Origin of the sequence: Streptomyces sp. NPDC002057 (genome assembly GCF_040296665.1) — a bacterium.
Taxonomy (GTDB): Bacteria; Actinomycetota; Actinomycetes; order Streptomycetales; family Streptomycetaceae; genus Streptomyces.
The window spans coordinates 1-12,109 of the sequence record NZ_JBEOXR010000008.1; the positions used below are offsets into that span (position 1 = coordinate 1).

10 protein-coding genes are annotated in these 12,109 nt (G+C 70.8%); 4 read left to right on the forward strand and 6 right to left on the reverse strand.

The window, feature by feature from the left end; genetic code table 11:
• Positions 1-127: 127 nt before the first annotated feature.
• From ABT129_RS09175 to ctaC, 4 genes are all read right to left on the reverse strand, one after another.
• On the reverse strand, positions 128-1,384 hold the full coding sequence (locus ABT129_RS09175) for a L,D-transpeptidase (protein ID WP_351898560.1): 1,257 nt from the start codon (positions 1,382-1,384) through the stop codon (positions 128-130).
• Between the two features lie 122 nt (positions 1,385-1,506).
• Entirely contained in the window at positions 1,507-1,905 is a 399-nt protein-coding gene (locus ABT129_RS09180; RefSeq protein ID WP_351898563.1) for a cytochrome c oxidase subunit 4, read from the reverse strand.
• On the reverse strand, positions 1,902-3,638 hold the full coding sequence (ctaD, locus tag ABT129_RS09185; RefSeq protein WP_351898566.1) for an aa3-type cytochrome oxidase subunit I: 1,737 nt from the start codon (positions 3,636-3,638) through the stop codon (positions 1,902-1,904). Before ctaD ends, ABT129_RS09180 begins: the two co-directional genes overlap by 4 nt.
• Entirely contained in the window at positions 3,635-4,600 is a 966-nt protein-coding gene (ctaC, locus tag ABT129_RS09190) for an aa3-type cytochrome oxidase subunit II (RefSeq protein ID WP_351898568.1), read from the reverse strand. The genes ctaD and ctaC overlap by 4 nt, the downstream gene beginning before the upstream one ends.
• 313 nt (positions 4,601-4,913) lie before the next feature.
• Between ctaC and ABT129_RS09195 the strand changes: the two genes are divergently transcribed.
• A complete protein-coding gene (locus ABT129_RS09195) occupies positions 4,914-6,332 on the forward strand; it encodes a cysteine desulfurase/sulfurtransferase TusA family protein (RefSeq protein ID WP_351898571.1) in 1,419 nt (472 codons plus the stop codon).
• Between the two features lie 905 nt (positions 6,333-7,237).
• Here the strand turns inward: ABT129_RS09195 and ABT129_RS09200 are convergent.
• Positions 7,238-8,212 carry a carbohydrate kinase family protein gene (locus tag ABT129_RS09200; protein ID WP_351898574.1) on the reverse strand — a complete coding sequence of 325 codons (975 nt, stop codon included), beginning with the start codon at positions 8,210-8,212 and terminating at the stop codon, positions 7,238-7,240.
• Between the two features lie 130 nt (positions 8,213-8,342).
• Between ABT129_RS09200 and ABT129_RS09205 the strand changes: the two genes are divergently transcribed.
• The gene (locus tag ABT129_RS09205; protein ID WP_351898577.1) at positions 8,343-8,549 is read left to right on the forward strand and encodes a hypothetical protein; all 207 of its coding nucleotides are present in this window, start codon (positions 8,343-8,345) and stop codon (positions 8,547-8,549) included.
• A gap of 67 nt (positions 8,550-8,616) precedes the next feature.
• Positions 8,617-10,131 carry a hypothetical protein gene (locus ABT129_RS09210; RefSeq protein WP_351898580.1) on the forward strand — a complete coding sequence of 505 codons (1,515 nt, stop codon included), beginning with the start codon at positions 8,617-8,619 and terminating at the stop codon, positions 10,129-10,131.
• Positions 10,132-10,210: 79 nt separating this feature from the next.
• On the opposite strand, the gene erpA is transcribed toward ABT129_RS09210, so the two are convergent.
• Positions 10,211-10,567 carry an iron-sulfur cluster insertion protein ErpA gene (gene erpA, locus ABT129_RS09215; protein ID WP_351898583.1) on the reverse strand — a complete coding sequence of 119 codons (357 nt, stop codon included), beginning with the start codon at positions 10,565-10,567 and terminating at the stop codon, positions 10,211-10,213.
• Between the two features lie 294 nt (positions 10,568-10,861).
• Between erpA and nadA the strand changes: the two genes are divergently transcribed.
• Positions 10,862-12,049: a quinolinate synthase NadA gene (nadA, locus tag ABT129_RS09220; RefSeq protein WP_351898586.1), complete on the forward strand. Its 1,188-nt coding sequence runs from the start codon at positions 10,862-10,864 to the stop codon at positions 12,047-12,049.
• The last annotated feature ends 60 nt before the right edge of the window (positions 12,050-12,109 follow it).

Genomic DNA, 12,109 nt, shown 5'->3' on the forward strand with positions numbered 1-12,109 from the left:
CTTAGTGGGGCTCTCCCTTCCGCGCGGGCCGTGCCAGCGCCGCGGCGCCGCGGGGGGGGGGGGGTGCGCCGAGGGGGCGCGCCGGGCCCTGTGTGCCCGGCGCGGCGCCTCCGGGGCGGACGGGGCCTTAGAGGGCGAGCGGCCTGAGGCGGGCCTTCTCGGTGGGGGCCACGGGGCTGTCTGCGGGCTCCACCAGGGCGCTGCCCTGGCGCCATTTGTCCCACGTCAGGTTCCAGTCGCCGAAGCCGTTGCCGAAGGTGTCCATCGTGTCGCCGTAGCTGTTGACGGTCCTGACGATGTCGCCGGCGCGGACGGTCTCGTAGAACCAGGCCGCGTTCCCCGTCGACATGCCGACGCAGCCGTGGCTGACGTTCGCCACGCCCTGGGAGCCGACCGACCACGGCGCGGCGTGCACGTACTCGCCGCTCCAGGTGACCCGGGTGGCGTAGTAGACCGGCAGGTCGTACGACTCGGAGCTGCCCTCCGAGATGCCGATGCTGGTGCCCCGCATCCGGACGTAGTACTCCTTGCCGAGCACCACTTTGATGCCGTTTCGGGTGGAGAAGCCCGGTTTCCCGGTGGTCACCGGAATGGTGTTGATCACTTCTCCGTTGCGCCGCACGGTCATGTAGTGCGAGCCGGCGTCCGCGACCGCCTCGATCCGGTCGCCGATCGTGAGCTTCAGCGGCCTGGACGGGCCGCCGTAGAGCTTGTCGCCGACCTTGAGGCCGTCCAGGTTGCCGGTGACCGTGACGCTGGCGCCGGCGGGCCAGTACTCCTTCGGGCGGAAGTGCAGCTTCTTGTCGTCCACCCAGTACCAGGAGCCCTCGACGGAGGGTGTGGAGCGGACCTTGAGGGCCCGTTCGACGGCCGCCCGGGCCTTGCGGTCCTTGACCGGGAGGCTGAGGTCGGCCGTGATGGGCTGCCCGACGCCGTACGTGCCCGCCTCCGGGCCGAAGGCGGCCGTCAGGGCCTTCTTCGCCGGAGCCGTCTCGAACGTGTACGTACGGGCGCCCGGGGCGCCGTCCTCGTCCTCCGTGGAGACGCGGACCGTGTAGCGGGCGCCGGCCGCCAGGGCGGCCGTGGAGCGCCAGCGCTGGCCGTCCGCGGTGAGTTCGCCCGCCAGGTGGCGCCCTGCGGCGTCGGTGGCGGTGACGTCGGTGATCCGGCCGTCGTCGCCCTTGGCGGTGATCTCCAGGGGCTTCTCGGGGTCCGCCTTGGCCCCGTCCGAGGGAGCGCTGACCGCGAGCTGGTCCGCCGCGTCGTACGCCCTCTCCGACAGGGGATGGTCCTCGGAGCCCGCGCAGGCACTGAGACCGGCGGTGACGGTGAGGGCCAGAAGGGTGCAGCTCAGAACAGTCCGAATGCGCGGCGTGTCGTTCATGACTTCACGCTAAGGACAATCTTCGCCGTCAGCGCGCCGAGTGCTGCAAAAGAGGGGCCCGGGCACTTCGCTGACGAAGTGTCCGGGCCCCTCGGTGTGCTCCGGTGCGGAGCGGGGTACCGCTACTGGTTCTGGTTCTCGCCCCGGTAGAACTCGAAGACCCAGCCGAAGAGGCCGACCAGGATCAGCGGGAAGGAGAAGTACAGGATCCACCAGCCCATCGCGACGGCGAGGAAGGCGAGCGCGCCACCGACGGCCAGCGAGAGCGGCTGCCAGCTGTGCGGGGCGAAGAAGCCCACCTCACCGGCCTCGTCCGCGACGTCGGCCTCCTTGTCGTCCTGCGCCATGGCGTCGACACGCTTGGCCGTGAAGGCCAGGTAGTAGCCGATCATGATCGACAGGCCGAAGGCGAGGAACAGCGCCGTCGTACCGACCGGCTCCTTCGACCAGACGCCGTACAGGACCGCCATGGCAAGGATGAAGATGCTCAGCCAGATGAACATCTTGCCTTGGATCTTCACTTGCCGGCCTCCTTGCTGCCCGTGAGGGCCTCGGCCTCGTGCGGCTTGTTCTCGAGCTGGTCGAGAGCGGCGATCTCAGGGTGGTGCAGGTCGAACGCCGGGGATTCCGAACGGATCCGCGGCAGGGTGAGGAAGTTGTGCCGCGGCGGCGGGCAGGACGTCGCCCATTCGAGCGAACGGCCGTAGCCCCACGGGTCGTCGACCTCGATCTTCTTGCCGTACTTGGCGGTCTTCCAGACGTTGTAGAGGAACGGCAGGATCGACAGACCGAGCAGGAAGGAGGAGATCGTCGAAATCGTGTTCAGCGCGGTGAAGCCGTCGGCGTCGAGGTAGTCCGCGTAACGACGCGGCATGCCCTCGGCACCGAGCCAGTGCTGCACCAGGAAGGTGCCGTGGAAGCCGATGAACAGCGTCCAGAACGTCATCTTGCCGAGCCGCTCGTCCAGCATCTTGCCCGTGAACTTCGGCCACCAGAAGTGGAAGCCGGCGAACATCGCGAAGACCACGGTGCCGAAGACGACGTAGTGGAAGTGCGCGACGACGAAGTACGAGTCGGAGACGTGGAAGTCCATCGGCGGCGAGGCCAGGATGACACCCGTCAGACCACCGAAGGTGAAGGTGATCAGGAAGCCGATCGTCCAGAGCATCGGTGTCTCGAAGGACAACGAGCCCTTCCACATCGTTCCGATCCAGTTGAAGAACTTCACGCCCGTCGGTACGGCGATGAGGAACGTCATGAAGGAGAAGAACGGTAGGAGCACGCCGCCCGTGACGTACATGTGGTGGGCCCACACGGTCACGGAGAGACCGGCGATCGCGATGGTCGCGGCCACCAGACCGATGTAGCCGAACATCGGCTTGCGGCTGAAGACCGGGATGACCTCGGAGACGATGCCGAAGAACGGCAGCGCGATGATGTACACCTCTGGATGGCCGAAGAACCAGAAGAGGTGCTGCCACAGCAGCGCTCCACCGTTGGCCGCGTCGAAGACGTGCGCACCGAACTTGCGGTCCGCCTCCAGGGCGAACAGCGCGGCCGCGAGGACCGGGAAGGCGAGCAGGACCAGGACACCGGTCAGCAGCACGTTCCAGGTGAAGATCGGCATGCGGAACATCGTCATGCCCGGAGCGCGCATGCAGATGATCGTGGTGATGAAGTTGACCGAACCGAGGATCGTGCCGAAGCCGGAGAAGGCCAGACCCATGATCCACATGTCGGCGCCGACACCCGGCGAGCGGACGGCGTCCGACAGCGGGGAGTAGGCGAACCAGCCGAAGTCGGCCGCACCCTGCGGGGTGAGGAAGCCGGCCACCGCGATGATCGAGCCGAAGAGGTACAGCCAGTACGCGAACATGTTCAGCCGCGGGAACGCCACGTCGGGCGCGCCGATCTGCAGCGGCATGATCCAGTTCGCGAATCCGGCGAACAGCGGCGTCGCGAACATCAGCAGCATGATCGTGCCGTGCATCGTGAACGCCTGGTTGAACTGCTCGTTCGACATGATCTGCGTACCCGGACGGGCCAGCTCGGCGCGCATGAAGAGCGCCATGAGTCCGCCGATGCAGAAGAAGACGAACGACGTGACCAGGTACATCGTCCCGATCGTCTTGTGATCGGTGGTGGTCAGCCACTTGATCACGACGTTGCCGGGCTGCTTGCGCCGTACGGGCAGCTCGTTCTCGTACGAGTCCTCAGCTGCGGCGGCACCCTGGGTTTCGTTGTGGATGCTCACAGTTGGTTCTTCTCCGCATTCCTGGCCGGGTCCGTCTGCTCGATGCCAGACGGGATGTAGCCGGTCTGCCCCTTCTCGGCCAGCTCCTTCAGGTGCTGCTGGTAGCGCTCCGGGGAGACCACCTTGACGTTGAAGAGCATCCGGGAGTGGTCGACGCCGCACAGCTCGGCACACTTGCCCATGAAGGTGCCCTCCCGCGTCGGAGTCACCTCGAAGGAGTTGGTGTGACCCGGGATGACGTCCTGCTTCATCAGGAAGGGGACCACCCAGAAGGAGTGGATGACGTCACGGGAGGTCAGGACGAACCGGACCTTCTCACCCTTCGGCAGCCACAGGGTCGGACCCGGGTTGCCGTTCTGCGGGTTCCGGTCGCCGGGGATACCGGCGTCGTACACGCCGCCGGCGTTCTCCGGGAAGTCCTCGAGGAACTTGTCCGGGATGGAGGCGAGGTTCTTGTCCGTCTTGGCGTCGCCGGTCACACCGGGCACGTTCTCGACGTAGTTGAAGCCCCAGCTCCACTGGTAGCCGACCACGTTGACCGTGTGCGCCGGCTTGGGGGTGAGCTCGAGGAGCTTCGACTCGTCACGCGCGGTGAAGTAGAAGAGCACCGAGACGATGATGAGCGGAGTGACCGTGTACAGCGCCTCGATGGGCATGTTGTAACGGGTCTGCGGAGGAACCTCGATCTTGGTCCTGCTCCGCCGGTGGAAGATGACGGACCAGATGATCAGGCCCCACACCAGGATTCCGGTGATGAGCGCGGCCGCCCACGAGCCCTGCCACAGGGAGAGGATCCGAGGCGCCTCTTCCGTGACGGGCGTGGGCATTCCAAGGCGGGGGAAGTCTTCCCAGTTGTACGAGCAGCCCGTGGCTGTCGCCAGGATCAGGCCCGCAGTCAGCACCTGCGGCAGCTTCCGCCGCATCGGGCGCCGCGACGAGCGGTCGGAGCCGTTGGGACTCACGTAGCGCCTTCCCGAGAGTCTCGGCCCGCGTTGGTCGGCCACGGCCGTCCGTCTCGCTGGTCGGTCGCCGCCCCGTGCCGCGGGCAGGGGTTTGGATGTTTATGCGGACCAAACCCTACTGGACGCTATTTGGGGTCGCGCGGGGAGGGTGCCCAACGCGCCGTCCGGGCCCCCGAAGGGGTGGACTCCGGGGTTCCGCAGGGGGGTCGGACACGTCCGTTCGGCGGTTCGGCGGTGCGCCGCGCCCCCCTTCTGACGAGGACTCACCACGGACGGACGAAGATCACCCACGTCCAGCGCCTACCGTGGGCGGATGCCGTACTTCGACGCCGCGTCCGCCGCCCCCCTGCACCCCGTCGCCCGTCAGGCGCTGCTCGCCTCCCTGGACGAGGGCTGGGCCGACCCGGCCCGGCTGTACCGGGAGGGACGGCGCGCCCGGCTGCTCCTCGACGCGGCGCGGGAGGCCGCGGCGGAGGCCGTGGGGTGCCGCCCGGACGAGCTCGCGTTCACTCCTTCGGGGACGCGCGCGGTTCACGCGGGAATCTCGGGATCCCTCGCGGGCCGTCGGCGTGTCGGGAACCGACTCGTGGTCTCCGCGGTCGAACACTCCTCCGTCCTGCACGCGGCCGAGACCCACGCGGCGGCCGGCGGCGCCGTCGCCGAGGTGCCGGTGGGCCGGTCCGGAGCGGTGGACGCGGACGTCTTCGCGGCGGCGCTCGACGCCGGGACGGCCCTGGCGTGCCTGCAGTCCGCCAACCACGAGGTGGGGACCGAACAGCCGGTGGCGGAGGTGGCCGAGGCCTGCCGGGCCGCCGGTGTGCCGCTGCTCGTGGACGCGGCCCAGTCGCTCGGCTGGGGGCCGGTGGAGGGGGCCTGGTCGCTGCTGGCCGCGAGCGCGCACAAGTGGGGCGGTCCGGCGGGCGTGGGCCTCCTCGCCGTACGGAAGGGTGTGCGCTTCGCACCCCAAGGCCCCTCGGACGAAAGGGAGTCGGGCCGGGCGCCCGGCTTCGAGAACCTCCCGGCGATCGTGGCGGCGGCGGCCTCCCTGCGGGCGGTCCGCGCGGAGGCGGTGGCCGAGGGCGCCCGGCTGCGGGCCCTGGTGGACCGGATCCGGGCGCGGGTGCCGGAGCTCGTCCCGGACGTGGAGGTGGTGGGCGATCCGGTGCGCCGGCTCCCCCATCTCGTCACCTTCTCCTGTCTCTATGTCGACGGAGAGACCTTGCTGCACGAGCTGGACCGGGAGGGTTTCTCCGTTTCGTCCGGTTCGTCGTGTACGAGTTCCACGCTGACGCCCAGCCATGTGCTGCGCGCGATGGGAGTACTGAGCGAGGGAAACGTCCGGGTCTCCCTGCCGGCCGGCACCCCCGCGGAGGACGTCGACCGCTTCCTCGACACGCTGCCGGGGGTGGTCGCGGGGGTACGGGAGCGGCTGGGCGCGCCGGCGGGAGCGGGAGCCGGTTCGGGGGCCGGGGCGGGAGTCGGCGTGGGGGTGCCGAGCCCCTCCGACTCGCTCGTGGTCGACGCGCTCGGCCGGCGCTGCCCGATCCCGGTGATCGAACTGGCGAAGGTGATCGGCGACGTACCGCTCGGCGGCACGGTGACGGTCCTCGCGGACGACGCGGCGGCTCGACTGGACATCCCGGCGTGGTGCGAGATGCGGGGCCAGGAGTACGTGGGCGAGTCGGCGTCGGTGGCGGGCGGGGTGGGGTACGTGGTGCGGCGGGTGGTGTGAACGGGTCGCTTGGCCGCGGGCGCGCGGGGTGATCCCGCCGCCCGCCTCGGCTGCCCGCCCGCCGCCGTCGCGAGGCGGGCTCCGCGCTGGGCTCCCCCGGCGTCGCGACCTGGACCGCCGCTGGGCTCCCGCCGCCTCGAACCGGGCTCCGCGCTGGGCTCCGGCCATCGCGACCGGGACCGCCGCCGGGTTTCCGCCTTCGCGAGCCGGACCCGCCGCTGGGTTTCCGCCTTCGCGAACCGGACCCGCAGCTCGGCTCCCGCCGTCGCGAACCGGACGCGCGGCTGGCCCCCGCCGACGCCGGGTCGGCCCTTCTTGCTGTGAGTCCCCTCGCCGCCGCCCCCGTTGTGGGCAATCGTTCCGCTGGGGCGGAACGGGTGGGCACAACGGACCTCGCCCCTGCCGGGCCCAGGCTTCCGCGCCCCGACCCGCACCCCGTGCACGGCGCACAAGGGGTGCGGGTCCAGGCACAAGGGGCGGAGGCGCCGCCGAGCGCGCCGTCCCGTGTGCCCACCCGTCCCGCCCTGCGGGACGATTGCCCACACGGGGGCGACGGACAGCGCGGGCGCAGCCCGGACCGGCGGTGAGGTGCGGAGGCCGCACGGACCGTGAGGTGCGGGGGTCATGGGGGCGCGGGCGCAGCCTAGGCGGCGGGCGCGGGGCGCGGACGCGGCCCAGGCGGTGGGGCCGGCCCCGGTGAAGTGCGGGGCGCCTGCCCGCCCGGGCCGGGGCGCCGGTGGAGTGCCGGGACGGGGCAGGTGGCGGGGTGGGTCCAGGGGCTACGAGCTCCGCCCCGGGACCGGTGGGGTCCCCGCCCGGGCCGGGGTCCGGTGGAGTGCCGGGCCCCGGCAGGCGGCGGGGTGGCCCAGGGGCTACGAGCCCCGACGTGGGGGCGGTGGGGTGGGTCAGGTCAGGTGGGACTGGACTTCGGTGGCGGCGTCGTCGCCGTACGCCTTCGTGAAGCGCTCCATGAAGTTGGCCCGCCGCAGCGTGTACTCCTGCGTGCCCAGCGTCTCGATGACCAGCGTGGCCAGCATGCAGCCGACCTGCGCCGCCCGCTCCAGGCCGACGCCCCAGGACAGACCGGTGAGGAAGCCCGCGCGGAAGGCGTCGCCGACGCCGGTCGGGTCGACCTTGGCGGTCTCCTCGGCGCAGCCGACCTCGATCGGGTCCTCGCCGACGCGCTCGATGCGCACACCCCGCGAGCCGAGCGTGGTGACGCGGTGGCCGACGCGGGAGAGGATCTCGGCGTCGGTCCAGCCCGTCTTGGACTCGATGAGGCCCTTCTCGTACTCGTTGGAGAAGAGGTAGGTGGCGCCTTCGAGGAGGGTGCGGATCTCGTCGCCGCCCATGCGGGCGATCTGCTGCGAGAAGTCGGCGGCGAAGGGGATCCCCCGCGTCTTGCACTCCTCGGTGTGGCGGAGCATCGCCTCGGGGTCGTCGGCCCCGATCAGGACCAGGTCGAGTCCGCCCACGCGGTCGGCGACGGCCTTGAGCTCGATCAGCCGGGCCTCGCTCATCGCGCCGGTGTAGAAGGAGCCGATCTGGTTGTGGTCCTTGTCGGTGGTGCAGACGAAGCGGGCCGTGTGCAGGACCTCGGAGATGCGCACCGAGCCGGTGTCGACGCCGTGCCGGTCGAGCCAGCCGCGGTACTCGTCGAAGTCGTAGCCGGCCGCGCCCACCAGGATCGGGCTGCCGCCGAGCTGTCCCATGCCGAAGCAGATGTTGGGGCCGACGCCACCGCGCCGGACGTCGAGGTTGTCGACGAGGAAGGAGAGGGACACCGTGTGGAGCTGGTCGGCCACGAGCTGGTCGGCGAACCGGCCGGGGAAGGTCATGAGGTGGTCGGTGGCGATGGAGCCGGTGACTGCGATACGCACGGCGGGGCGCTCCTGCGGGAAGGCGGTAATGACAGTTCACGCTACCCGCTGGGGGCGTTCCTGCCGAACAGTGGAAACTACCCCAGAGTAGGCCTTTTCCCCGGGGGCGTGCGGTGCATACGGTGCGCCCATGACCATCTACCCCGCTTCACGTGAGCGACACGAGTCCGAGTTGAGCCTCGCCGACCTGCGGGGCGACAGCGCTCGGATGGTTCCGCACTGGGTGACCCCGGTCTCTCCCGCACCCGCTCCGGTCTCCCCCGCGTTGATCCACGGGGTCGTCGTACCGGCGGCCTCGGCACGGCTGATCGACGCCACCGCGGAGTACGGGGGCTGACGGACGGGAACCGTCCGCCCGCCCGCTCCGTCCCATCGGCGTCCGGTCGAGACGAGGGAGCGTTGCGGTGAGCGGTACGGAGAACGTGCGGAGGCGACGGAACGTTTTGGCCGCCTCGGTGGCGGCGGGTGTGCTGCTCGCCGGGGGCGGTGGCGTCTATCTGGCCACCACGGCGTCCGGTGACGACACCGGCGCGGCCACCCGAGCGGCCGACGCGGGTGCGCCCCCGCCCCTGCGCCTGGAGCGCGGCGGCGGTACGGACGCCGGTGGTGGCGACACACGGGGCGGCCCCGGGATCGCACCCGGTGAGCCTGACCCCGGCGGCGGCCCGAACGGGACCGTCTACACAGCCAAGGGCCCACTCCCCCAAGGGCCCTCCTCGGCCGCGGTCCACCGGCCCGAGGGCCTGGTCACCTCCGCGGAGGTGACCAGGCTGGCCGAAGCGCTGGGCATCTCCGGCAGCCCCTCCCTGGTGGGTGAGGTCTGGACGATCCGTCCGGAGAAGGACGGGTCGGGGCCCCGCCTCGACGTGGCGCGGAAGGCGCCGGGGACCTGGACGTACTCCTGGTACGACGGCGGTCCGGCAGGTGACGCCTGCCTCAAGGGCAGGGCGTGCCCGCCCCCGGGGGAGTCGAAGCCCGCTCCGGGCGGTACGCCGCTGAGCGAGGCCGCGGCGAAGGCGGCGGCCGCGCCGGTCCTGAAGGCGATCGGCCAGGACGACGCGAAGGTCACCGCGACGCAGGTGATGAACGGTTCGGTGCGGGTGGTCAACGCCGATCCGGTGGTGGGCGGGCTGCCCACCTACGGCTGGTCGACGGGGCTGCACATCGCCCGGGACGGCCGGGCGGTCGCCGGGAGCGGCACGCTCAAGGAGCCGGCCGAGGCCGCCACGTATCCGGTGATCGGGGCGGCGAAGGCGCTCGCCGCGCTGAACGAGGACTCGAAGGGCACCGGCCCGATCGGCGTCGGGAGCTGCCCCACCGCTCCGCCGGCCGCGGGTGTGCCCGACTCGGGCCGGCCGGACACCGGGACCGGGCGGGAGCCCGCCCCCGGGACGCCCGAGCCGGCCGCGCCCTGCCAGACGATCGTCGACAGGGCGGCGCCGGACCGGGTGCCCGTGACCGCGGCGGTGCTGGGCCTGGCCGCGCAGGACGTGGACGGCGAGCGGGTGCTCGTACCGTCCTGGCTGTTCACGGCGGATCCGGCTGACGCGGCGCCGTACACGGTGGTCCGGACGGCGGTGGCCCCCGAGCACCTGGCGCCGCCGACCGAGCCCGCGCCGGCCCCCACGCCCCCTCCCGGGGACGGTACGGCGGCGCGGCAGGTCGAGTCGTTCCGCGCGGAGGACGACGGCCGGAAGCTGACGGTCACCTTCTGGGGCGGGGTGTGCAGCACGTACACGGTCACGGCCCAGGAGAGCGCGGACCGGGTGACGGTCCGGGTGAAGGAGGCTCCGACCGACCCCGACAAGGTGTGCATCGCCCTGGCGGTCGAGGTCACGAAGACGGTGACGCTGGAGAACCCGCTCGGCTCCCGGCCGGTGGTCGACGCGGCGAGCGGGGAGTCGGTGCCGCGCCGCTGAGACCGGCGGGGCCACGCGTGAGGGCGGCGGCCCGGGATCTCTCCCGGGCCGCCGCCCTCATGCGTACGGCGTGTGCGGCTTAGCTGAACGAGTCGCCGCAGGCGCAGGAACCCGTGGCGTTCGGGTTGTCGATGGTGAAGCCCTGCTTCTCGATGCTGTCGACGAAGTCGATCGAGGCACCGCCGAGGTACGGGGCGCTCATGCGGTCGGTGACGACCTTGACGCCGTCGAAGTCCTTCACGACATCGCCGTCGAGCGAACGCTCGTCGAAGAACAGCTGGTAACGCAGGCCGGAGCAGCCGCCGGGCTGAACGGCGACGCGCAGGGCCAGGTCCTCGCGGCCTTCCTGGTCGAGGAGGGCCTTGACCTTGGCCGCGGCGGCGTCGGACAGGAGGATGCCGTCGCTGACAGTGGTCTTCTCGTCCGATACGGACATCTGCTTCTCTCCCGGTGTGTACGGAGACTGCTTGCCGACGGTTGCAACCGACGGTGCCCCGGATTCATTCCGGGCCGAGTGGGTCTTTCCTCTTTCATGCTCGCACACCCTGTCCAGGTGCGGGGACGGCGAAGACCGGCCGCGGCGCCGACCATGGCGACGGCGGCGGAGGCGGCGGCGGGTCCAGCGAATTCGTCACATCGACACTATGGACATCGTCAACGTGACGTGAAGCGGTTATGATAGATAGCGTCATTTAGACGAAAAGGTTTCTCCGAAGAAAGGGTGCGTGACGTGACCACGGCCCAAACCCGTCATGAGCTCGACGTTCAGCCGACGCCGCTCGCCCTGCTCCTGCTCGGTCGCGAGGCCGACCCGAAGAGCGAGCGCGGCGTCGAGTGTCCCGGCGATCTGCCGTCGCCCTCCGACCCGGACCTCGTGGAGCGCGCCCGCGCGGCCAAGGAGAAGCTCGGGGACAAGGTCTTCGTGCTCGGCCACCACTACCAGCGCGACGAGGTCATCCAGTTCGCCGACGTCACCGGCGACTCCTTCAAGCTCGCGCGCGACGCGGCGGCCAAGCCCTCGGCCGAGTACATCGTCTTCTGCGGCGTGCACTTCATGGCGGAGTCGGCCGACATCCTCACCGGCGACGAGCAGAAGGTCGTCCTGCCCGACCTGGCGGCCGGCTGCTCGATGGCCGACATGGCCACCGCCGAGCAGGTCGCCGAGTGCTGGGACGTGCTGACCGAGGCCGGCGTCGCCGACCAGGTCGTGCCCGTCTCGTACATGAACTCCTCGGCCGACATCAAGGCCTTCACCGGCAAGCACGGGGGCACGATCTGCACCTCGTCCAACGCCGAGCGGGCCCTGGACTGGGCCTTCGAGCAGGGCGAGAAGGTGCTGTTCCTGCCCGACCAGCACCTGGGCCGGAACACCGCCGTCCGCGACATGGGCATGTCCCTGGACGACTGCGTCCTGTACAACCCGCACAAGCCGAACGGCGGGCTGACCGTCGAGCAGCTGCGCGCCGCCAAGATGATCCTGTGGCGGGGGCACTGCTCGGTGCACGGCCGCTTCTCGCTGGAGTCCGTCGAGGACGTCCGCGCGCGCATCCCGGGCGTGAACGTGCTCGTCCACCCCGAGTGCCGGCACGAGGTCGTCGCCGCCGCGGACTACGTGGGCTCGACCGAGTACATCATCAACACCCTGGAGGCGGCCCCGGCCGGTTCCAAGTGGGCGATCGGCACGGAGCTGAACCTGGTCCGGCGGCTGGCGAACCGATTCGCCGACCAGGACAAGGAGATCGTCTTCCTCGACAAGACGGTCTGCTTCTGCTCCACCATGAACCGCATCGACCTGCCGCACCTGGTGTGGACCCTGGAGTCGCTGGCCGAGGGCAACCTCGTCAACCAGATCCAGGTCGACAAGGAGACGGAGAGCTTCGCGAAGCTGGCGCTGGAGCGGATGCTCGCTCTGCCGTAACGGTTCTCCCCCCGTACGTACGCCGAAGGGCGCCCCGCATGCTCGCGGGGCGCCCTTCGC